This window comes from Streptomyces sp. NPDC056479, from assembly GCF_042795335.1.
Classification (GTDB): domain Bacteria; phylum Actinomycetota; class Actinomycetes; order Streptomycetales; family Streptomycetaceae; genus Streptomyces.
Genome location: NZ_JBHTRZ010000013.1, coordinates 307,527 through 330,006, shown reverse-complemented (window position 1 = coordinate 330,006; position 22,480 = coordinate 307,527). Strand labels below are relative to the sequence as shown.

General features: G+C 71.3%; 15 protein-coding genes. 4 read left to right on the top strand and 11 right to left on the bottom strand.

The window, feature by feature from the left end:
* Positions 1–178: 178 nt before the first annotated feature.
* Positions 179–1,459: a hypothetical protein gene (locus ACFQ6S_RS40865; RefSeq protein WP_383420794.1), complete on the bottom strand. Its 1,281-nt coding sequence runs from the start codon at positions 1,457–1,459 to the stop codon at positions 179–181.
* A 402-nt stretch (positions 1,460–1,861) separates the two neighbouring features.
* Here ACFQ6S_RS40865 and ACFQ6S_RS40860 point away from each other — a divergent pair, with 402 nt between their 5' ends.
* Positions 1,862–2,746, top strand: coding sequence for a DUF4429 domain-containing protein (locus ACFQ6S_RS40860; protein ID WP_383420792.1), 885 nt, complete (start codon positions 1,862–1,864; stop codon positions 2,744–2,746).
* A 28-nt stretch (positions 2,747–2,774) separates the two neighbouring features.
* Here the strand turns inward: ACFQ6S_RS40860 and ACFQ6S_RS40855 are convergent, their stop codons facing one another.
* Complete coding sequence (locus ACFQ6S_RS40855) at positions 2,775–3,581, bottom strand: class II aldolase/adducin family protein (protein ID WP_383420790.1); 807 nt, start codon at positions 3,579–3,581, stop codon at positions 2,775–2,777.
* Positions 3,582–3,734: 153 nt separating this feature from the next.
* Between ACFQ6S_RS40855 and ACFQ6S_RS40850 the strand changes: the two genes are divergently transcribed.
* The gene (locus ACFQ6S_RS40850; protein ID WP_383420788.1) at positions 3,735–4,208 is read left to right on the top strand and encodes a pyridoxamine 5'-phosphate oxidase family protein; all 474 of its coding nucleotides are present in this window, start codon (positions 3,735–3,737) and stop codon (positions 4,206–4,208) included.
* A 21-nt stretch (positions 4,209–4,229) separates the two neighbouring features.
* On the opposite strand, the gene guaA is transcribed toward ACFQ6S_RS40850, so the two are convergent.
* Positions 4,230–5,807: a glutamine-hydrolyzing GMP synthase gene (gene guaA / locus ACFQ6S_RS40845; protein WP_383420786.1), complete on the bottom strand. Its 1,578-nt coding sequence runs from the start codon at positions 5,805–5,807 to the stop codon at positions 4,230–4,232.
* A 316-nt stretch (positions 5,808–6,123) separates the two neighbouring features.
* Here guaA and ACFQ6S_RS40840 point away from each other — a divergent pair, with 316 nt between their 5' ends.
* On the top strand, positions 6,124–6,411 hold the full coding sequence (locus tag ACFQ6S_RS40840; RefSeq protein ID WP_383420784.1) for a chorismate mutase: 288 nt from the start codon (positions 6,124–6,126) through the stop codon (positions 6,409–6,411).
* Between the two features lie 610 nt (positions 6,412–7,021).
* On the opposite strand, the gene ACFQ6S_RS40835 is transcribed toward ACFQ6S_RS40840, so the two are convergent.
* Positions 7,022–8,173 (bottom strand): hypothetical protein, encoded by a 1,152-nt coding sequence (locus ACFQ6S_RS40835; protein WP_383420782.1) that lies wholly within the window; start codon positions 8,171–8,173, stop codon positions 7,022–7,024.
* 243 nt (positions 8,174–8,416) lie between these two features.
* On the opposite strand from ACFQ6S_RS40835, the gene ACFQ6S_RS40830 reads away from it, so the two are divergent.
* On the top strand, positions 8,417–9,457 hold the full coding sequence (locus ACFQ6S_RS40830; RefSeq protein ID WP_383420780.1) for an LPXTG cell wall anchor domain-containing protein: 1,041 nt from the start codon (positions 8,417–8,419) through the stop codon (positions 9,455–9,457).
* Positions 9,458–9,553: 96 nt separating this feature from the next.
* Here ACFQ6S_RS40830 and ACFQ6S_RS40825 read toward each other — a convergent pair whose 3' ends face one another.
* From ACFQ6S_RS40825 to ACFQ6S_RS40795, 7 genes are all read right to left on the bottom strand, one after another.
* Positions 9,554–11,329, bottom strand: coding sequence for a GMC family oxidoreductase N-terminal domain-containing protein (locus ACFQ6S_RS40825; RefSeq protein ID WP_383420778.1), 1,776 nt, complete (start codon positions 11,327–11,329; stop codon positions 9,554–9,556).
* 28 nt (positions 11,330–11,357) lie between these two features.
* Positions 11,358–12,971 carry a succinic semialdehyde dehydrogenase gene (locus ACFQ6S_RS40820; protein ID WP_383420776.1) on the bottom strand — a complete coding sequence of 538 codons (1,614 nt, stop codon included), beginning with the start codon at positions 12,969–12,971 and terminating at the stop codon, positions 11,358–11,360.
* 136 nt (positions 12,972–13,107) lie between these two features.
* Positions 13,108–14,859, bottom strand: a complete 1,752-nt coding sequence (locus ACFQ6S_RS40815; protein ID WP_383420774.1) for a serine/threonine-protein kinase — start codon at positions 14,857–14,859, stop codon at positions 13,108–13,110.
* A 38-nt stretch (positions 14,860–14,897) separates the two neighbouring features.
* A complete protein-coding gene (locus tag ACFQ6S_RS40810; RefSeq protein WP_383420772.1) occupies positions 14,898–16,568 on the bottom strand; it encodes a serine/threonine-protein kinase in 1,671 nt (556 codons plus the stop codon).
* A 92-nt stretch (positions 16,569–16,660) separates the two neighbouring features.
* Positions 16,661–17,872: a serine/threonine-protein kinase gene (locus tag ACFQ6S_RS40805; RefSeq protein ID WP_383420770.1), complete on the bottom strand. Its 1,212-nt coding sequence runs from the start codon at positions 17,870–17,872 to the stop codon at positions 16,661–16,663.
* Between the two features lie 106 nt (positions 17,873–17,978).
* Positions 17,979–19,658 carry a serine/threonine-protein kinase gene (locus tag ACFQ6S_RS40800; RefSeq protein WP_383420768.1) on the bottom strand — a complete coding sequence of 560 codons (1,680 nt, stop codon included), beginning with the start codon at positions 19,656–19,658 and terminating at the stop codon, positions 17,979–17,981.
* A gap of 152 nt (positions 19,659–19,810) precedes the next feature.
* Positions 19,811–22,459, bottom strand: coding sequence for a protein kinase (locus tag ACFQ6S_RS40795; RefSeq protein WP_383420766.1), 2,649 nt, complete (start codon positions 22,457–22,459; stop codon positions 19,811–19,813).
* Between the last annotated feature and the right edge of the window lie 21 nt (positions 22,460–22,480).

The following is a 22,480-nucleotide window of genomic DNA, read 5'->3' as shown; positions in this document are numbered from 1 at the left end:
CCCGCAGCGGCGGGCGTCAACGAAGAGCACCTCTCTGCCCGACGGCAACCGCCCGACCGAGGACGGACACCCCCCGGCACGGCCCCGACCCACCCCCACACCGCAGGCGCTACCCGCACCCCCACTCACCAAAGCGGGCCGCCGCAGGCATCGACAGCCCAACCCCCGGAGGCACCCGTCACTCGGTCACATCAATGACATACCGATTGGTCTCCACCCCCGCCGCAGTAACCACCTGCACCTCCACCCGCCCCGGCTCCACCTCCACCGGAACCGGCACCGTCAGCACCGCATCCGTCGGATTGCTGAACCCCCCGGCCACCGGCACCAACGGCACATGCACATGCACCGCCCCCACCCGCACCACCATCCGCGACAACCCGTCCGCCCCCTGCGCCCCGGGCGGCACGAACCCGGCCCCCCGGATCTCGATGTCGTCCCCCGTACGGATCGGCGCATCCAGATCCCCGGCCTCCCGCGCCCGCACCACCGAGAGAATCACCGGCCGACCCCCCTCCGCGTACTTCCCCGCCAGATACGTCGCCGAAGAGACCAGCACCACCACCGCCAACCCCCACGGCAGATCCGGCAACTGATCCGGCCGCCGCCCCAACCGCACCGCCGCGAACAGCAGCGCGACCCCGCCGATCACGACGTACTGAATGTCGGCGAACGTCCCCCGCCCCGCGTCATCCGTCAGCAGATCCGCCGCCCGAGGCCGATGCGCCCGGACCTTCTGCAGCCGCTGCCCGAGCACCCGCACCCCGACCACCCGCCGGACCAGTACAGCGATCGCACACACCACGGCGAGCACGGTCACCACACCGGCCCCCCGCCCCAGCTCAAGCCCGGCGATCAGCGCATCGCGCTCCGCGTGCCCGGACGCCGCGGCCAACCGCCCCACCAGCACCAGCACGGCGTACGCCACGAACAGCACCCACGCCCCGGCCACGGCCCGCGAGGTGGACAGCCGGTTGTCCTCCCCTATGACCGGCGCCAGCACGCCACCGCGCGCCCGGTGGAACCACGACGCCGCGGTGAGCGCCCCGGCCGTGACGACCGCCGCCACCAGCCCGGCGGTACGCGCGGCGGTCCATCCGGCGCCGATCGCCGTGAGCGCCTGCACCAGCAGCAGCGCCACGACCAGTCCCCAGACCACGCACGCCGTACGCCACCACAGCCGTGCGAGCCACGCCTCGCCCTCGGCCCGCCCCCGCTCGGCGACGAGTTCCGCCGACTGCGTCAACTCCTCGGAGACCCACTGCCGAGAGGCCGACGCCGAGTGGGCCACCGCCGCCGGGAGGCCCTGCCCGGCCGCGAACTCGTCCCGCTTCAGCAGGAATGCGGCAACCGCCCGCCGATGCCCCGCACGCGCCCCGTGCGGACAGTCCCCACAGGTGCAGCCACCCCCATGAGCGCCCGCGACCGCGCCGCCCTGCCCAGCCTCCTGCACCGCCACGACCGACGCCCGCCTTCCTCAAACCTCGCAACCGACCCCACGGCCTTCAGAGCTCCACACCCTTCAGGCCCCGACAACCCTCACGGCGACCGCACGGCCACCCGACCGCACGGCCACCCGACAACGCGGCCATCCGACCACACAGTCACCCGACCCCACGATCACCGGAACACACAGGCACCCGACCACACGGCCACACCGCCTTATAGCCCACAGCCCCACCACCGGCACCCGGGTCTCACATACCGACCACCACCGTTTTCGGCCACCGTCCGAGCCACCCACAACTCCCGTACGACGACAGCGAATTGTGCCGTACACCAGCCGCTCCACGGTCGGCAGGGCCGCGCGGCGCGGGTGATCGGAGGGCGACCGTGTTGACCCGGCTGCGAGAATTTCCCCATGGCCGAGATCATCCAGCGCGACGGGACCTGGGCCTTCGACGGCACAACGGTCCGGATCACGCCGGGACTCCACCGCTCCGTGCCGCTGTTCCGGCAGACGTACGGAGAGATCGCCGTACCCCTCGAAGCCGTGGCGAGCATCGTCTTCGAGCCCGAACGCAAGCGCGGACGGCTGCGCATACGGCTGCGCGAGGGCGCCGACCCTCTGCTGCACGCGACCGGTGGCCGGCTGCCCGAGGCGGCGGACCCGTACCGGCTGGCGGTGGACGTCGACCGTGCGGGAGTCGCCGAGTACGTCGCCGAGGAGATCCGCCAGGCGCTGCTCCTGGACCAGATCCCCAAGGAGGCGACCAAGACCTACCTCCTCCCCGGCCCCCCGGTCCCGGTCTCCGTCCGCTCCTCCGACGGCATGGTCTCCTTCGACGGCACCCAGGTGCGGATCGACTGGTCCGACACCTCCGACCGGGTCAAGCGGGCGACGGGCCCGCGGATCATCAACGTGGGCGACCTCGTCCAGGTCGAGTGGCTGCCCAACTCCGGCCACGAGGACGGCTTCCTGCGCTTCGTGACCCGCGAGACGGTGTTCTCCAAGCTGCCGCCGGAGAAGGACCCGTACGCCCTGGACCTGTGGGGCAGCACCCGCCGCGACCTGCTCACGGCCCTGGTGGCCACGGCCGTCACCGCCCGCCTGCCGCACCCCTCCACCCGCACCGGCGTCGACTACTCCGACCGCCCCCTGCCGGCGGCATCCGTCCCGCCCCCGGCCGACCACCACGACGTACTGCTGCGCAGACTGCGGGAGCTGGGCGAGCTGCACAGGGACGGCGTACTCACGGACGAGGAGTTCGCGATGACGAAGGCGGTCGTCCTGCGCGGTTTCTGATCACCGACCCCGCCGCCCCGCCGCCTCACTAGCTCAGCAGATCCGGCTCGCTCCGACTCACGTCCTGCCACATCGGCTGATAGTTGATCCACGCCACCAGATCCCCGCCCAACTGCTCCCGCGTGGCCACCGCCTGCCGATGCTCGATCAGCACCGGGCGTCCCGCCGCTCTGGCGGTCAGCTGCACCTGGCTGGACCGCTCCATCGACAGGAACCACCAGGCCGCGGCGTCCACCGAGTCTCCGACGGTCAGCAGCCCGTGGTTGCGCAGGACGAGGGCCTTGCGGGAGCCGAGCGCGGACGCGATGCGGCGGCCCTCCAGGGCGTCCACGGCGACCCCCGAGTAGGCGTCGTAGAGGGCGTGGTCCTCGTAGAAGGCGCAGCTCTCCTGGGTGATCGGGTCGAGCAGCTCCCCCAGTGCCGCGAGCGCGCGCCCGTGCACCGAGTGGCAGTGGGCGACCGCGACGACGTCCGGGCGGGCGGCGTGGACCTGGGAGTGGACGGTGAAGGCGGCCTGGTTGACGTGATAGCGGCCCTCGATCACCTGCCCCTCGGAGTTGGCGAGAACCAGGTCGCTGACCGTGACGTGCTTGAACGGCATCCCGAACGGATTGACCCAGAAGCAGTCGCTGAACTCGGGGTCGCGCGCGGTGATGTGCCCGGAGACCCCGTCCTCGAATCCGAGCCGCCCGAAGATCCGCAGCGCGCCCGCCAGCCGTTCCTTGCGATGCCGGCGCTCGTCGTCGAGGGACTCGTGCATCGGCGGCATCGCGAACCGCAGCCGGTCGGTCGGCAGCGGCGAGGGCGGAGTGGGCCCGAGGGGCGTCCCGTGCATATGTCCTCCAGCACTGGGTTGCTTACGGGGCGGAAGTTACCGTCGGTCAGCGCAGGAGAACAGAGCTGTTCTGTAAAGATCCCGCCCGGACGGCGTTCTACGGGCGGTGGAAACCAGACAGCAGATGTCGGGTATCGGCGCGACACTCACCGTATGACAGTGAACTGGGCCTCCTTCACCGAGGCGGAACCGGACCTCGCCCGCACCGCCGAGGAACGCTTCGGCGCCTTCACCCACCACATCCTCGCGACCCTCCGCAAGGACGGCTCCCCGCGCACCACCGGCCTGGAGGTCCGCTTCCTGAACGGCGAGCTGTGGCTCGGCATGATGCCGAACTCGCTCAAGGCCCTCGACCTGCGCCGCGACCCGCGCTTCGCGCTCCAGGCGAACCCCGGGGAGGGCCAGTCCATGGGCGGCGGCGATGTGCGGATCTCCGGGCGGGCGATCGAGGTCGAGGATCGGAAGGTGAAGGCCGCGTACACGGAAGAGGTGGAACCGCCGGAGCCGTTCCACCTCTTCCGTACCGAGCTGACCGAGGTCGTCAGGACCTATGTCGAGGACGACAAGTACCTGGTCGTCCAGAGCTGGAAGCCCGGCAAGCCCCTGCGCACGGTCAAGCGCTCCTAGGGCCCGTAAGGCCCATGGGGCCTACTCCCACTCGATCGTCCCCGGCGGCTTCGAGGTCACGTCGAGGACGACTCGGTTGACGTCCCGCACCTCGTTGGTGATCCGGGTCGAGATCTTCGCCAGCACCTCGTACGGCAGCCGCGACCAGTCGGCGGTCATCGCGTCCTCGGACGAGACCGGGCGCAGGACGATCGGGTGGCCGTAGGTCCGGCCGTCGCCCTGCACGCCCACGCTGCGGACGTCCGCGAGCAGCACCACAGGGCACTGCCAGATGTCCCGGTCGAGGCCGGCCGCCGTGAGCTCCTCGCGGGCGATGGCGTCGGCCTCACGCAGAAGGTCGAGCCGCTCCTTGGTCACGTCGCCGACGATACGGATGCCCAGGCCCGGGCCCGGGAACGGCTGGCGCTGGACGATCTCGTCCGGGAGCCCGAGCTCCTGGCCGACCATCCGCACCTCGTCCTTGAACAGCTTGCGCAGCGGCTCGATCAGCTGGAACTCGAGGTCTTCCGGCAGACCGCCCACGTTGTGGTGGGACTTGATGTTCGCCGTGCCGGTGCCGCCACCGGACTCGACCACGTCCGGGTACAGCGTGCCCTGCACCAGGAACTCCACCGCCGGGCCCTCGTCCGCGATGATCTCGGCCTGGGCCTGCTCGAAGACCCGGATGAACTCGCGGCCGATGATCTTCCGCTTCTCCTCGGGGTCGGAGACCCCGGCCAGCGCCTTGAGGAACCGCTCCTCGGCGTCCACGACCTTCAGCTGTACGCCGGTCGCGGCCACGAAGTCCTTCTCGACCTGCTCGGTCTCGCCCTTGCGCATCAGACCGTGGTCGACATACACGCAGGTCAGCTGGGAGCCGATGGCCTTCTGGACCAGCGCCGCCGCGACCGCGGAGTCCACGCCGCCGGACAGCCCGCAGATGGCGCGCTTGTCGCCGACCTGCTCGCGGATGGCCGCGACCTGCTCCTCGATGACGTTGCCGGTGGTCCAGTCCGGCTTCAGGCCCGCGCCCCGGTACAGGAAGTGCTCCAGCACCTGCTGGCCGTGCGTGGAGTGCATGACCTCGGGGTGGTACTGGACGCCGTACAGCTTCTGCTCGTCGTTCTCGAAGGCGGCGACCGGGACGACGTCCGTGGAGGCCGTCACCGTGAAGCCCTCGGGGGCGGCGGAGCAGGCGTCGCCGTGCGACATCCACACGTGCTGCTCGGCCGGGGTGCCCTCGAACAGGGTGGAGGACGACTTCGAGACGTGGAGATCGGTACGGCCGTACTCGCGGGAGCCGGTGTTGTCGACCGTGCCGCCCAGGCTCTGGGCCATGAGCTGGAAGCCGTAGCACATGCCGAAGACGGGGACGCCGGCCTCGAAGAGGGCGCGGTCCAGCTGGGGGGCGCCCGTCTCGTACACGGACGAGGGGCCGCCGGAGAGGATGATCGCCGCCGGGTTCTTGGCGAGCATCTCGGCGACCGGCGTGGTGCTCGGCACGATCTCGCTGTAGACCCGGGCCTCGCGGACGCGACGGGCGATGAGCTGGGCGTACTGCGCACCGAAGTCGACGACCAGGACGGTGTCGGGGGCGGCTGCGGGGTTCGCTGATGACACGGGTTGCCTTCCGGCGGTGAGCGAGGTGTGTGTGGGGCCGAGTCTACCGGGATCCGCGGGACCCCCTCCGGGGCAAGCCCCGTCTCAGGATGCGAACCGGCTTGGACACCCCGGGACGGCACGGCATACTGACCCCATGCTCACGTACGCGACCTTCCTCTTTACCTATGGCACCCGGCCCGCCGGCTGCCATGGTCGTGCTGCTTGAGCAACTGACAAGCGACTTCCCAGGCGCCCCGGGCCGACAAGGCCCGGGGCGTCTGGCGTTTCCGGGTCCTGTCGCACCGGGGCACCCCACCCCTTACAGGAGCCCCGCATGACCGCCACCACCGCCGAGCAGACCGGCGCCCACACCCCCGAGGCCGCCGACGTGATCACCGGCGCCCGTGAACGCATCGACGCACTCGACGACCGGATCATCGGCCTGATCCAGGAACGTATGGCCGTCTCGGCGGTGATCCAGGAGGCGCGGATCACCTCGGGCGGCCGGCGGGTGAACCTCTCCCGCGAGATGGAGATCCTCCACCACTACAGCGAGGCGCTGGGCAAGCCGGGCACGCCTCTCGCCATGACGCTGCTCGAACTGTGCCGCGGTCGCATCTGAGTTCGGCACCCCTCTCACTCGTACGGCGCGTGACGCCTCCCGCACCGCTTCGTTGGTACCGGTGTCCGTGCCAGCCAGGGGCGGGCCCGAAGAACCACGCGTGGCTCGCTTGGAGCGATGAGGCGGACGGATCACACCGTGCGCCGTGGGACCTCGCTCCAGGAAAGTGACCGGACGGCAGGGGACAGCAGCCCGGTCACCCAAGAGAACGGTCGGCTCCGGGGACGCCCGGGGCCGGCCGGCGGAAGGGTAAGAGGGAGTACAAGGCCGGGTCGAACGGTTGCGGTGGCCGCGCCCGTCCAGCACGATGCGTAGAAAAGCCCCAAGTCCCACGGCCGCAGGCGCTGTCGTCCCACGCCTGACCGGCTCAAGTCCCGCCCCGGACACCCATCTTGCCTCGGTCCGGTCGTGCGTCGCCGCACTGCCAGAGGTCGAGACCATACGTTGCCCGCCGCGCGTCCGCAGAGACGGAACGCGGCAACAGGACCAGCGGCGCAACCCCCCGGCGCCGCTCCCAGGCACCGACGCTGCCCTGACGTCGGTGCTGACCAAAGAAGGGCCCCGCGGCTCCGTCCTGCGGGGCCCTTCTCCTGTCCGGGCGCCCCATGCGTCAAGTGCGGGAGACGGTGCCGCACCCCTCCACCCGGTCCGCGTCGATGTCCTTGCTGCGGTCGTACGGGTCGGTCGTCGGACCGGTGGCGGGTGCGCCGGTGGGCATCGACGAGTCGAACTCCGGGTGCAGATATCCGTCGTACACGGAGCAGGCCGAGTTGCCGATCTCCTGGTCGTAGCGCTGGACGGTGATCTTCCCCGGAGTGACCTGGTACTTGGCCGGGTCGGAGAGTTCCACGTCGAGAACCCGGCGGATGATCGTGCGGGCCACCTCGGTCGAACCCTCGCGGGCCAGTGGGTAGACGAAGGTGTAGTCGGCGTGCACGACGACGGAGGCATGCTCACCCGCCTTGAACGTCATGCGCCCGCGCGTCTTGACGGCATCACCGGCGAGCCGTACTTCGGCGGGGTCGAAGCGGCTGAACATCCACAGGGGATCGTGGTCCTTGTCCGGCTTGCGCAGCGCGGTGGTCAGCAGATCGAGCAGCTCCGTCTGGCGGGGCTCGATGACACCGAGGGCGGTTTCCGGCCGTTCGCCGCGCAGAGTGGCCGGGTCGAGGTTGGCGTCGACCAGGAGCTTTCTGGTCTGTTGCAGTGCCTGCTCCACCTGTCCCTTGGACAGCGAGCCGACCTGGGTGGCCTTGGGCAGTGCGATGCCGGCCTCGCCCTCGGCCCAGCGTTCGGCCGGCGAGCCGGCGAACGGCCTGGCCCTGGTGGGGATCGCGGGATCGGCCGCGCCGGGCGCGGCCGTCGGGGCGGTGGTCTCCGCCGGGAGAGGCGACGCGGCCGCGCCCTTCGGCGACGCGGTGGCCGTGCCGAACGGATCGCCGGGAATCAGCGAGGGCCGCAGCGCCACGACGGCAACGGCGACGGCGAGAGGTACTCCGACGATCGCCCACCGGCGACGGCGCCGGGCGGCCCGCCCGTTCATCTCCTGCCAGGCGGGGCCGGTTCGCCATCCTTCGGGCGTCTCGCCCCGGGCGTCCTGCTGCCGAAGGCGCTCGGTGACCATCCGGGCCCGTGCGGACGGTTCCTTCGGTACGGAGTCCCGGTCGCGCGCGGCGTCCTGGACGAACTTCTCCCATGCCTCGTCCGGTATGGACGAGCCCTCGGGCTCCGGTCTGTGCCCTTCGGACGGCTTGTCGGTCACGGCGGTGTGCGCTTCCTCTCAGGGGGCTGTCGGCCGCTGAGCGTACGTCAGTTCGTAGCCACCGAACGGATCATCGCCCATGTGACGCAGCGCACATAAAAAATCTGTTAGTGAAGGCACAACCATTCACAGCCGTCACCGATCCAACCCTGCGAAACAACGGCCACACCCGCGCCCCACACGCGGAGGCCTCCCTATAGCGCGTGCTGCGGTGTCGCAGCACTCCGGACTTTCGAGGTCTTCATGAAGCTTCGCCGCGCACTGGCCGCCGCAGCCACGACGGCTGTCATAGCGCCGATCGCGCTGCTGTCCGCGCCGGCCGCGTTCGCCACGGACGACGAGACTGCGACGCCGACGGTGTCGGAGAGCACGCCTGCCGCCGAGGACACCACCCCCGCGGCCGAGGACAGCACGCCCGCCGCCGACGAGTCGACCCCGGCCGCCGAGGACAGCACGCCGGCCGCGGACGAGAGCACCCCCGCCGCGGACGAGAGCACCCCGGCCGCCGACGAGTCCACCCCGGCCGCCGAGGACAGCAGCCCGGCCGCCTCCACCTCCCCCTCGCCGAGCGCGAGCGAGAGCGCCCCGGAGGAGGTCGACTTCTGCGAGGACGCGGACGAGGAGGAGGTCGGTCTCAGCGCCGACCTGCACAGCGGTCTGTCGGGCCTGCCCGAGACGGTCGTCGCGGGCAGCGGCTGGACCAACTTCTCGTTCGACGTGTCCAACTCCGGCGACGAGGCCATCAAGAACATCAAGCCGATGATCGGCGTCGCCGCGGTCGGCTGGGACGCCGAGGACTACTCCGGCGACATCAAGGTCCAGGTCTTCGACAAGCAGGCCGGCACCTGGCAGACCCTCGCCGACGCCGCCGGTGAGGGCGCGACCTTCACCGCGTTCGGACTCGACGCCGGTCAGTCCACGTCGTTCAAGCTGCGGCTGAGCGTCAGCGGCAAGGTGCCCGACGCCATCGGTCTCACCGGCGGCTTCGCGCAGTACTCGGACGCCGACGGTTGCTGGCTCGCCGACGACCCGAACGGCTGGGTCTACTTCTTCGACATCCTCGCCGCGGGCTCCGACCCGGGTGACCCGGAGGACGCCAAGCCGCAGACCGGCGGCCAGCAGCCCATCTCCGACGTCAACGAGGTCGACGTCACCGGCAGCCTCGCCGAGACCGGCTCCAGCTCCAACCTGCCGATTCTCGGCACCGTCGGTGGTATCGCCATCGTCGCCGGTGCCGGCGTCGTGTTCGCGATGAAGCGCCGCAGGGTCGGTGCCGAGGCCTAAGCCTCAGCAGAGCTACACGCAAGAAAGAGAAGGACCTGCGCTCGGAGGGGGGCGCAGGTCCTTCTCTGTGTTCGGTCCGGTCGTTCGGCCGCGTGCCTACTTCTTCGGCGGCATCGCCGGCATCCCAAGGAACGGCAGCTTCAAGGCCCCGAACGCCTCCGCCGGCACCACCGGCGACTGCGGCTCGACCGGCTTCAGACGTTCGTACGCCGCTCCCGCCGCCGGACGCGGGTCGGCCTCGCCCTTGTTGGGCCAGTACGACATCGCCCGCTCGGCCTGTGCCGTGATCGTCAGGGACGGGTTCACGCCCAGGTTGGCCGACACCGCCGCCCCGTCGACGACCGAGATCCCGGGGTGGCCGTACAGCCGGTGGTACGGGTCGATCACGCCGGTCTCGGGCGAGTCGCCGATCGGGCAGCCGCCGAGGAAATGCGCGGTGAGCGGGGTGCCCATGAGTTCGCCGACGTTGGAGCCGGCGAAGCCGTTGATGTCGGCGGCTATGACCGACGCGGCCTCCGAAGCGGCCTTGATCTGCTTGGGGTTGGGGGCCCCGTGGCCCTGCCGTGCCGTCAGCAGGCCCTTGCCGACGCCGTCCGGTTTCAGATACGTCGTCAGCGAGTTGTCCAGCGACTGCATCACCAGGCCGATGATGGTCCGCTCCGACCAGCGGCGGTTGGACAGGGAGCGCAGCAGCATCATGGGGTGCCGGACCGCGTTCGCCAGCCAGCCCGCGACCCGCGAGGAGCCCTCCGCATAGGGGACCTGGAGGATCGACAGGCCGCCCATCGAGTTGGAGCCCTTGCCGTAGCGGACCGGCTCGATGTGGGTGTTCTCGTCCGGGTGGATCGAGGACGTGATGGCGACTCCGCGCGTGAAGTCGACCTTCGGCTCGCCCGTGGCCCGGCGGTAGCGCCGGTTGTCGGTCTGCGCGCCGACCAGGGCCTCGGAGTTGGTGCGGGTCAGCTCGCCCAGCTTCGGGGAGAGGTGCGGCAGCTGGCCGCCGGCCTTCATCCGGTGCAGGAGGGTCTGGGTGCCGTAGGTACCGGCCGCGACCACCACCCGGCGGGCCGTGAACAGCCGGTCCCCGCCCTTCTTGCGGTCCGTCGGCAGGGTGGCCACCGCGTAGCCGCCCTGCGAGTCGTCGGTGATCGAGACGACCGTGGTCAGGGGGTGGACGACCGCGCCCGCCTTCTCGGCCAGGTAGAGGTAGTTCTCGTTCAGCGTGTTCTTCGCGCCGTGCCGGCAGCCCGTCATGCACTCACCGCACTCCGTGCACGCCTTGCGCGCCGGGCCGGCCCCGCCGAAGTAGGGATCGGCGATCTCCTTGCCCGGTTCGGCCTTCGCCTCCCCCTCGGCGTCCTTGCCGTCCCCGAAGAACACGCCGACCGGCGCCATGTGGAAGCTGTCGCCGACGCCCATCCGCTCGGCCGCCGCCTTCAGATGGACGTCGGACGGGGTCATCGTCGGGTTGAGCCGTACGCCGAGCATGCGCTGGGCCTGGTCGTAGTACGGCTTCAGCTCCTCCTGCCAGTCCGTGATGTCACGCCACTGCGGGTCGTCGAAGAAGGCCTTCGGCGGTACGTAGAGGGTGTTGGCGTAGTTGAGGGAGCCGCCGCCGACGCCGGCGCCCGCCAGCACCATGACGTTGCCCAGCAGGTGGATGCGCTGGATGCCGTACATGCCGAACTTGGGTGCCCACAGGTAGTTCTTGAGGTCCCAGGAGTTCTTGGGGAGGGTTTCGCGGGTCCAGCGGCGGCCGGCTTCCAGGACACCTACGCGGTAGCCCTTCTCGGTGAGACGAAGGGCCGTGACGGAGCCGCCGAAGCCCGATCCGACGACGATCACGTCGTAGTCATAGGTGTCCTGTGGCACATGCTCTCCTCGTTGAGAACGGGTGTTTCTACTTGAACCGCAAGGTCTTCATCAGCCTCAGACTGCGGCTCATGAACTGGGCGTACTTCTCGTCGTCCATGCCCAGCGACGGCGCCATCGGCAGCAGTCGCTGCTGCGCGACCGTCTGGGCCTCCGTGTACTTGAGGATGCCCTCGGAGCCGTGCCGGCGGCCGAGGCCGGAGTCCTTCATGCCGCCCATGGGCGACTGGACGCTGCCGTACGCGGGGGCGTAGCCCTCGTTGACGTTGACCGTGCCGGTGCGCAGTCGGGCGGCGACCGCGCGGCCACGGCCGCCGTCCTTCGTCCAGACCGACGAGTTGAGGCCGTACGGCGTGGAGTTGGCGTGCTCGACCGCCTCGTCCTCGGTCTTGAAACGGTAGATGGAGACGACCGGGCCGAAGGTCTCCTCGGAGCAGACGGTCATCGCCGGCTCGACACCGTCGAGGATCGTCGGCTCGAAGAAGTACGGGCCGATGTCCGGGCGGGCCGTGCCGCCCGCGACGAGCTTGGCGCCCTTCGCGACGGCCTCCTCCACATGCCGGGTGACCGTCTCCAGCTGCCGCTCGCCGACCAGGGAGCCCATGTCGGCGCCGTACGCCAGGGACGTGCCGAGCCGCATCGCCTTGGTGCGGGCGGCGAAGCGCTCGACGAAGGCATCGGCGATCGACTCGTGGACGTACAACCGCTCGATGGAGATGCACAGTTGACCGGCGGAGGAGAAGCAGGCGCGGACGGCGCCCGCGGCGGCCTTCTCCACGTCGGCGTCCTCAAGGACCAGCATGGCGTTCTTGCCACCCAGTTCGAGGGAGACGCCGACCAGCCGGGCGGCGGCGCCCTGCGCGACCTGGCGGCCGGTGTTGGTGGAGCCGGTGAAGGAGACGTAGTCGGCGTGCTTGACGACCTCGGGGCCGACGACCGGGCCCTCGCCGAGGACGACCTGGAAGACGTCGGCGGGCAGTCCGGACTCGATCAGCAGGTCGCGCGCCCACAGCGCCGTGAGGCAGGTCTCCGTGTCGGGCTTCATCACGACCGCGTTGCCCGCGACGAATGCCGGGAGCGCGTCACCGACGGACAGCTCCAGCGGGTAGTTCCAGGGGGCGATCTGGCCGACGACACCGCGCGGGTGACGCAGTTCGGTGACGCGGGTGAGCGTGGGCACGGCGCCCGCGTGCCGCTTGGGCTTGAGGTAGGCGGGCGCCTTACGGCCGTAGTGACGGGCCGCGACGGCGACGGCCTGCACCTCTTCGTGCGCGTGCAGACGGGCCTTGCCGGTCTCCAGCTGGATGAGGTCGAGGACCTCGGCCTGCCGTTCCAGCACCAGGTCGTGGAAGCGGAGCAGGACCGCGGCGCGCTGCCGCACCGGGACCTGCGCCCAGACGGCCTGAGCCTTGCGGGCCGACTCGAAGGCCTTCGCCACGTCCTCGGGCGTCGACTCCGGCAGGTCGGCCAGCTTCTCGCCGGTGAACGGCGTGTGGTTCGCGGTCCGGCCGGAACCGACCACGCCCTTGGTGAGCTGGGCCACCAGCTCGGGGGTGACCACGTCGGCAGCGGTACGGGCGCCCTGCGGGGCGGGGGCGAGAGGGTTGGTGCCGGTCTTGGCCGGGGCCTGCGCGTCCGTCATGAGGCGCAGAGTATGCCGGAGCGGAGGCTTTGTGTACCCGTCGGTAACGCGGATTCACGGAGTGCTCACATGGTGCCAGTGTCCACTGGCAACAAACGCGCTGATCAGGCCGTTGCCAACGGAGATCGGGTGACGGTCAGTCCGGTCCGATCTCAAGTCGGTCACGGGCGCCCTTGAAGACCGCCGTCCCCTTCTTCTCCGTGGGCGTGCCCTTGGGCATGTCGACGCGCAGCTCGTACATGCGGTCGTCACCGGTGACGACGATCAGCTGCATGACGCGGCTCGGGGACTCCTCCATGTCGTAGGTGGTGTCGGAAAGGACCGCGTCATAGCCCTTGAAGGTGGTGCGGGTGGCCTGGGTGCTCGCGTCGTGGTTGTAGCTGTCCCAGGTGTCGTGCGCCTCCTGTGCCTGGTCCAGCAGCGGGCGGGGTGCCTTGTCCCACTGGGTGAGGCGGACCTGGACGAGGCCGATGTCGTAGACGACCAGCCGGGGCGGGTCGGCGGCGCTGCCCTCCCGCGCGGCCTCCTTGTACTCGGGCGGGAGGGAGAGGACTGCGTCCATGTCCTTCTCGCGATGCGCGATCCACTTGGGGGCGGTGGGGGTGGTGGCGGTGGAGGCCGGCGTGGACCCGGGGGCCAGGGGGGCCGAGGTGTAGACCGGGTTCATCTCCTTGACCTCGTCGCCCTTGTCGGCGAGGACGCGGGAGGTGGTGAACCAGGTACCGGCCACGAGGAGGACGGCGAGCGCGGCGACGGGGGCGGGGCGGAGCAGCCGGGAGCGGCGCTGGGGTTTCGTGGGGGTCGTCGAGACGGTTGGCGGTTCGGGACTCGCTCCCGTGGCGGGTTCGGGAGTCCCACCGGTGGCTGGTTCGGAAGTCGCGCCCGTGGCCGGTTCGGACCCGTGCTCATGGTCCGACTTCGGCTCGCCCGGCGCTTCGGACGCCGCCCCCTGCCCCAGCCGTACCGTCCCCGAGTCCTCCGCGAACTCCCGTAACCCGGAAGCGTCCTGCGGCCCCGTCACCGCCGACCCGCCGGAGAGCGCCGGCGCCGGCCAACCCTCCGCCACCGCCTCCAGCGCCGCACCGACCTCCTCGGCACCGGGCCGCAGGTCGGGGTCCTTCTCCAGCAGCCGCACGATCAGCGACCCCAGCGGCCCCGCCTGCTTGGGCTCGGGCGGATCGGCGGCGAGGATCGCGGCGAGCGTGGACTCCAGGGTCGTACGGCGAAAGGGCGACCAGCCCTCCACGGCGGCGTACAGGAGCACGCCCAGGGACCACAGGTCGGAGGCGGGGCCGGCGCCCCGGCCGGACATCCGCTCGGGTGCGATGAACTCCAGCGAGCCGATGAACTCGCCGCTGACCGTGAGGGATTCCTCGCCCTGGATGTGGGCGATGCCGAAGTCGGTGAGTACGACCCGGCGATGGGCGCCGAGCAGCACGTTGGCGGGCTTGACGTCACGGTGGACGATGCCGACCGCGTGCGCGGCACGCAGGGCGCCGAGGACGGCGAGGCCGATGCGGGCGGCCTCGGACGCCTCCACCGGGCCGCGCTGGAGGACCTCGTGCAGGGACTCGCCGCGGACCAGCTCCATGACGATCCAGGGCAGTCCGTCCTCCACGACGACGTCATGGATGGAGACGGCGGCGGGATGGTCCACCCGGGCGGCGGCGCGGGCCTCACGATGGAGCCGATGGGAGGCCCGCTGATGACCGGCGTCCTCCGGGTCGCCCGGCAGCCTCGGCTGCTTGACGGCGACTTCACGGTCCACCAGTTCATCGAGCGCCCGCCAGACGGTGCCCATCCCTCCGGAGCCGATGCGCTCGACCAGGCGGTAACGCCCGCCGATCACACGCCCGTTGGGTCCGGTGCCGCCACCGTCATCGCTCATGTCCCATGCCTACCCTGCGAGGTGGGGACTTCGCCAGTTCAGAGCTTGCCGATGTCCAGGTTCGCGATGGTCGTGCGCGCCACCTCACGTCCCCGGTCGGTGAAGTCTCCCTTGCCGGGGTAGCTGATCGTCACCTTGTACATGTCGCCGGCCGAGGTCTTGTAGTAGAAGAGCTTCAGCTCGCGGGGGCGAGGGTTCTCGGTGTCGTTGGTGTCGTACGTGATCGTGTTCTCCGCCGACTGCCTGCCCTGGTACGTGGTCTGCTCCGGGTCCGTGTCGGGGCCCTTGGGCATGGCGAGGTCGTAGCTGCCCTGCTCCTTGAACTCCTCGTTGTCGGCGTACATCTCGGCCGCGGCGGAGTTCTTGATCTCGTTCGAGGTGTCCTCGGACTTCCTGGCCAGCCTCACCCTGATCCAGACGCTGCCGCTCCAGTCGGAGTAGGTGACCCAGTTCTTCTCCGTGTCATCGGCGTCCGGCCTGCCGACCTGGTAGGTCGCGGGCACCTGCAGCGTCACTCCCAGCTTCGGGTGTACCCGCTTCGTCCAGCCGTCCGGCAGCGACCCCGCGAACGGGTCGGCGATCACCAGATATGCCGCCACCGCCCCGGCGACGACAGCCGCGCCGATCCCGAGCAACGCCTTGCGCCCCAGTCGGATGCCGCCCTGGACGCCCTCGGGTATCCGTACGACCTGCGTGGTCGCCGGCGTCGGCGGATTGGCCGCCTGTTCCAGCAGGGCTCGCGTCTGCGCGGCGTTCGGGCGGCGCGCCGGGTCCTTCTGCAGCAGGCCGTTGATGGCCTCGGCGAGCGGGCCCTGCGCGGAGGCGGGCGGTGCGGGCACGGCGTTGAGGACCGACTGGAGGGTCGCCGGGGTGTTGCTTCGGCGGAACGGCGAGACGCCCTCGGTCGCCGCGTACAGCACGACGCCCAGGGACCACAGGTCGCTCGCCGGTCCCGGGCGCTGACCCAGCACCCGCTCGGGCGCGATGTACTCGGGCGAGCCGACGAAGCCGCCGGTGTCGGTCAGATTGGTCTCGCCCTCGATCTGGGCGATACCGAAGTCGGTGAGGACGACGCGGTCATGGCGGCCGAGGAGGACGTTGTCCGGCTTCACGTCACGGTGCAGGATGCCCGCCGCGTGCGCGGCCTCCAGCGCGCCGAGCACTTCGAGGCCGATTCTCGCCGCGTCGCGGGCGCCGAGCGTGCCCTCCTGCAGCGCGTCGCCCAGCGAACGGCCCTGCACCAGCTCCATCACGATCCACGGCCGGCCGTCCACGACTGCAACGTCATGCACGTTCACGACCGCCGGGTGATCGAGCCTGGCCGCGGCGCGGGCCTCGCGGCGCATCCGCTCGTAGGCGTTGGCGCGTTCACGTTCGGGAAGGTGATCCGGGACGCGGGGCTCCTTGACGGCGACCTCACGGTCCACCGTCTCGTCCTTGGCCCGCCAGACCGTGCCCATGCCGCCGTGCCCGAGCTTGGCGAGCAGCCGGTAGCGGTCGACGACCAGACGTCCGGTGCCGGGGTCGGGGGTGGGTGGAGCGGGCGCGGCGGACTGGGCGGGCGCCGTCTGCTGCGGTACGGATCCGGCGGGCGTCGCATACGGATTGTCCGGGTGCGGGACGTGCGCGGACGGGTTCGACTGCGGCGGTTGCAGTTCGAAACTCGTCGGCTCGTCGGACCGATAAGGGGCTCCCCCGTTGCTGCTCATGGCTCCATCCATATCGCGGCGAGGGCTTCGGCATCCAGCGGGAACCCTTTCCGGTCACAGACCCGTGACTCAGGTCGCCGCTTATCTCCCCTTTATTCAGGGTTGGTGGGTTCAGGGACCGAAGTGCTCGATGAGGGCGACGGGTTGGGGGAGGAAGGGCTGGCCGGAGAGGGGGACCGGCTGAGGGAGGGAGATCGACTGGAGGACGGCGACCCGGTGGAGGACGAAGACTGACTGGAGGACGAAGATCTGCTGGGAGATGGAGACCGGCTGGGAGCGCTGGAGGAGCTCACCGAACTCTCCGGCGCCGAACTCGTCGGCACCACACCCCCGTCCCCACCCCCCTTCACCAGCAGCGCCGCCGCCGACACCCCCACCACCGCCATCGCGGCGACCAGCACGACGGTGGCCAGCACGCTCCGGGGCGAGTACGGGCGCTCCGCCCTGCTGAACCGTTTCGGCACGAGGTCGATCCCCGTCTCCAGGAACTCCCGCAGCATCCGCTCCGCGTCCATCGCCTCCAGCCGCAGCCCCGGATCCCGCTCCAGCAGCCCCTGGACGACGGGCAGGATCGGTGCCGCCTGAGCGGGCGGACGTATCTCGTCGGACACCACGGCGAGCACGACGCCGCTCAACGAATCCCGCCGGAACGGCGATTCACCGCTCAGCGCCGCACACAGCAGCGCCCCCACCGACCACAGGTCGGAGGCGGGGCCGGTCCCGGCGCCGGCCATCCGCTCGGGCGCGGTGTACTCGGGCGAGCCGACGAAGGAGCCGGACTCGGTGAGCGTGGGGGTGCCGGGAACCTGGGCGATGCCGAAGTCGGTGAGGACGACGCGGTCGGTGCCGTTCTCGATGAGGACGTTGGCCGGTTTGATGTCACGGTGCAGCACGCCGGACGCGTGGGCCGTGCGCAGCGCGCTCAGCAGGTCGGCGCCGATACGGGCGGCCTCCCGCGCGTCCACCGGGCCGTGCGTCGCGATCCGGTCGGCGAGGGAGTCGCCATTGATCAACTCCATGACGATGTAAGGGCGTTCCTCGTCCTCGACCACGTCGTGGACGACGAGGACGTGCGGATGGCTGAGCTGTGCCACCGCCTGGGCCTCGCGCAACGTCCGTTCGCGCTGGTGCCGGGCCTCGGCCGCGGAGAGCGAATCGTCGAGGGGGAGCTCCTTGACGGCCACCCTGCGCCCGAGCAACTGGTCGGTGGCCCGCCAGACGACACCCATGCCGCCGCGACCGAGCGTCGCCTCGAGGCGGTAACGCCCCGCGATCACACGGAAATTGGCGCCCTCGGTCCCCATGGGCCCCATCATGCCCCACCGGATGCGCCGACTCCGGGGCGCCGATCGGCCAACTATGCAAAGGAGCAAACGACTTCAAAAGCGTCAGGAGGACCCGTACGGGACGTCAGGAGCCGCTCGCCTGCCAGCCCTTGAGCACCGACGTGTACTGCTTGCGCGTGGCTGTCCAGTCCGCCTCGGGCGTGGACATGTAGATCGCGTACTCCGTGCCGTCCCGGTCGATGTACGCCTGGTCGATCGCGTGGCGCGGCCCGGGGAAGGGGGTGTCCTTGGCCAGCGCGTTCCACGTGTACTCCCACAGGGCGCCATCGCGGTCGCGGTAGAGGTTCTGCTTCAGGGACACGGTCGAGTAGTCGACCAGCTTCCGTCCCAACTGGTCTTCCAGGTCCGCCATGTGGTCGTAGGCGTTCGCGAAGTCGGGCGAGGTGTCGACGGCGATCCGGACGAAGTGCTCGCCGCCGTCGGGCGTGTAGTCGACCTGCTGGAGCCCGTCGATCTCCGGGCCGACCACCTCCCGCTGCCAGCCCTTGGGCAGATAGAGGCTGAAGCCGAGCGGGTCCTCATAGCGGACCCAGGACGCCGGAACGCCGCCCGCCGGGCGCGGCGATTCGTCCACCGTGGGGTCGGGCGAGGAGGAGACCGAGGTGCCGCCGCCGCCTTCCTGCGGCCCCCATTTCTGCAGCACCACCGCGGTGCCCCCGCCGATGATCGCGGCCAGTGCGACGACGAGGGCGAGCGTGCGCAGACGACGGCGCTTGCGGGGCGGCGGGGCGGGCGTACCGCCGGTGCCTGCCGTGTCGTACGGCCGGCCGATCGTCGTCGGACCGTTCATCGGGGGGTACGGCGTGCCGGTCGCCGCCGTCTGCGCCCCCGTGGGCGTGGGCGCCCCGGCGTACCCGGACCCGGTGCGCGCCTCCGGCACGTACCGGTTGTGCTGGGTCGGCACGTACACCTGCGCCGCGCTCGGCCTGCGCCCCTCCGCCGCCTCGGCCAGCATCTGCTCGGCCTCTGCCGCGCCGGGCCGGGTGGCCGGATCCTTGCGCAGCAGGGCGGTGATGACGGGCGCGAGCGCTCCGGCGTGCTGCAGCTCGGTGGGCTCCTCGTCCACGACCGCCTGCATGGTGGTCAGCGGCGAGGTGCGACGGAAGGGCGAGCGGCCCTCCACGGCCGTGTACAGCGTCGCGCCGAGCGCCCACAGGTCGGAGGCGGGGCCCGGGTCATGGCCGCGGACACGCTCGGGGGCGAGGTAGTCGACCGAGCCGACGACCTCGCCGGTGCGGGTGATGGTGGTGTCGCCCTCGATCTGGGCGATGCCGAAGTCGGTGAGCAGGACGCGGCCGTCCTCGGCGGAGAGCAGGACGTTGCCGGGCTTGATGTCACGGTGCAGGACCCCGGCGGAGTGCGCGGCGCGCAGCGCCCGCAGCACCCACAGGCCGATCCGGGCGGCCTCGGACGGCTCGACCCGTCCACGCTCCTTGACCGCGTCGGCCAGCGAGTGCCCCTCGACCAGCTCCATCACGATCCACGGCCGGCCGTCGTGCTCCAGCACGTCGTGCACGGTGACGACGGCCGAGTGGTTGATCCGGGCGGCGGCGCGGGCCTCGGCGCGAGTGCGCGCGAGCAGCCGTTCCTGATCGCTCTCGGAGACATAGAGCGCGGCGGTCAATTCCTTGATCGCGACCGCTCGATGGAGCACCTCGTCGTGCGCACGCCAGACACGGCCCATACCGCCGCTGCCGATCGCGTCGGCGAGCCGGTAGCGGCCCGAAACGAGCTGGCCCTGCATCTGATTCACGTTGCCCCGCAATGCTCTTGACAGGGTCAGGTTAAGGACCGGCCGACGCGACCGGAACCACGGGGGTGCCAAGGAGACCGCACTGTGATGGTTGTCGCTTTCGGCATTTCGAAGCAACCATCACCCTGTGTCCGCGGCCGGAGTCATCCGGTGACCTGATACGTCGCCGACGCCTGCTCGAACAGCCGCGTCACCTCGTCCCGCTCGGCGCCCGGACCGCGCATCTGCACCACGTGGTACCGACCGTCGGCCAGGATCGCGAGATTGCGTACGAACAGGTCGCGCCCCTGGTCGTCGGTCCAGGTGAACTGCCCCTCGGCCATGACCCGCTCACCGACCTGAATGGTCTTCAGCCCGCCGGAGGAGGCCCAGCTGGAGTCGCGGTACGGCTGCAACTCCCGCTCGTGCTCCCGCTGGTAGACCATCGGGTCATCGCCGTACTGCTCGGCGGTGTCCCGGCCCGGCACGAGAACGAGGTCGAAGTCACCGTGCGAGTACACGACCTGTCCTCGCCCGTTCTCCGAGGTGCGGTTCCATCCGTTGGCCACGGCCACCTGGAAGCCGGCCGCGTCCTTGCGCAGGGTGAAACCGTCGGGCACCTCTGGGCCGTTGGTCTGTGTCTCGGTGGAACCGGCCGACTCCGAGGGGCTGTTGCCGGACTCAGGCGAGGTCTGGTCGGGCCGAGGTTCACTGCTCGCCTCGGCGGACTGCTCGGGCTCCGCCTGATCGGCCTGGCCCGCGGCACCGGTGCGATCGGCGTCGGCCGTGGCGCCGTCACCCTGGTCGGCCTTCGGCATGAACAGCATGGCGTACGCGATCGCCGAGGCCAGTCCGAGCAGCACCAGCACCAGCAACGTACGGCCGAGTCGTCTCGGCGAACGCGCCTCCTGCTTGGCCCGCTTGTGCCGCCCGTGGTGGGCGGGCAGCCCGGCCCGCCGCCGGCGCACCAGCTCGCCCCGGCGCCGGACGATCGGCAGCCGGTTGGGGTCGACGGGCGGGGTGGCGACGACATGCGCACCGGCCTCCGGCTCCGGCGCGGACCGCACCAGCGAGCGCAGCCATCCCCTGAGCTCCTCGAAGTCGAGGCGCTCGGTGGGGTCCTGACGCAGCAACGACTCCACGACCGGCCTGAGCGGCCCGCACTCCTCGGCGTACGCGGGCGGCTCCGCGCACACCATCTGCACCAACTCGGCCGTCGACTCCTCCGGATACGGCGCGTGTCCCTGCACGGCCCGGTAGAGCAGCGCCCCCAGCGCCCAGAGGTCGGTCGCGGGTCCGATCGGCGCGGCGAGCTGCCAGTTCTCGTGCACGGGCCCGGCCTGCTCCGGCGCCCACCGCTCGGTGACAGGCCCGACGACGGCCATCCGCGCATGCCGGGCCCGCTCCGCGGCGAGCGCGGTGGCGGGGCCCCGGCGGGTGGGGGTGCTGGTGACGAGGTCGTTCCAACGGGTCGGGTTCGACGGGGTGTCGGCGGCCGGGGAGCCTGTGGCCCCGGGCGCGGGGAAGCCTCCGGCGCCGGTAGCCGGGACACCGTGGTCGGGGAAACCGGCGATGCCCTGAGCGGAGGAACCGACCGCCGGGGACGCCCCGCGTCCGAGCGCCGGGATACCGCCGACGGCAGGGTCGGCGGGGGGCAGTGCCGCGCGGTCGCGGCCCTCCTCGACCGGGGTGCCGCCGACCCCGCCACGAGGCGCGGCGCCGTGCCAGGACGTGGCCTGCACGCCGTACGGGTCGGCTATCTGCCCGGGGGGCGTCCTGGGGCCGTCACCGGAGGCGTACGGCTGTTGCGCGGCACCGTTGGCCTGGGGCACGGGGCCGCCTCCGGGCGCCGGCCGGACGCCCGGCAGCGCGACGCGTGCGTTCTGCCCGCTCTCCTGCACTCGGGCCGCGGCACGCGCACCCGCCCGATACGCGGCGATGGCTCCCGCCCGCGCCGCCCTGATGTCTCCGCCGGTCTCCACGGCTCCGCGCGGTTCCGCCCCCGGGGCTCCCGCGCCCTTGTCCGCGTCGCCCGCGGGCACCGGCAGGCCACCGGCCGTCCGCGCCTCGATCGCCGCCCGCCGAGCGGCCTCGGGATCCGAACCACCGACACCGTCGGGGCCTCCACCCGGAGCCGGGGGCCCGGCGTCGAAGGCCGCCGCCCCGCCACCCCCGTCACCGTCCTCGACCGGCACCGGGTCATACCCGCACAGCGCCTCCTCCGCGGCCCCGACGGCGAGGCCGGTCAGCATGACCCGGCCGTCGTCGCAGACGAGGACCGTGCGGGCGGTGATGTTCCGGTGAACCCAGCCGTGCGCGTGCAGCACTCGCAGCGCCATCAGGACGTCGGAGGCGACCTCGGCCGCCCGATACGGCGTCAACGGCTGCTCGGCGAGCAGCGCGGCCAGCGGGCGCGCGGCCACCAACTCGCTCACTATCCACAACGAGCCGCCCTCGGCGAACACGTCGAAGACCTGGTCCAGCCGTGGATGGTCGGGGATCCGCGCCGCGGCCTGCGCCGCCTCGACCGCCCGCCGTACGGCGGGGTCACTGGGCCGGCGCGTACTCGAACGCGCCGAGGGCCCGCGCCCTGCCCCGCGCTCCCTGGTGTCCCGCGCGGTGAAACCGTCGGGCAGCCCCTCGGCGTCGAGCACCTCGGCCTCGACCACCTCCGGCAACGGCACCTGCCGGACCAGGACTTCCTGACCGCTGTAGGTGTCGAAGGCGCGGGTCTCGGTGAGTTCGTACTCGTCGGAGGGCGGCAGCGGCAGGCGGTAGCGGTCGGCGAGCACCCGACCCGCATAGTCGTCCACGTTGCCTCCCCCGGCAGCCCG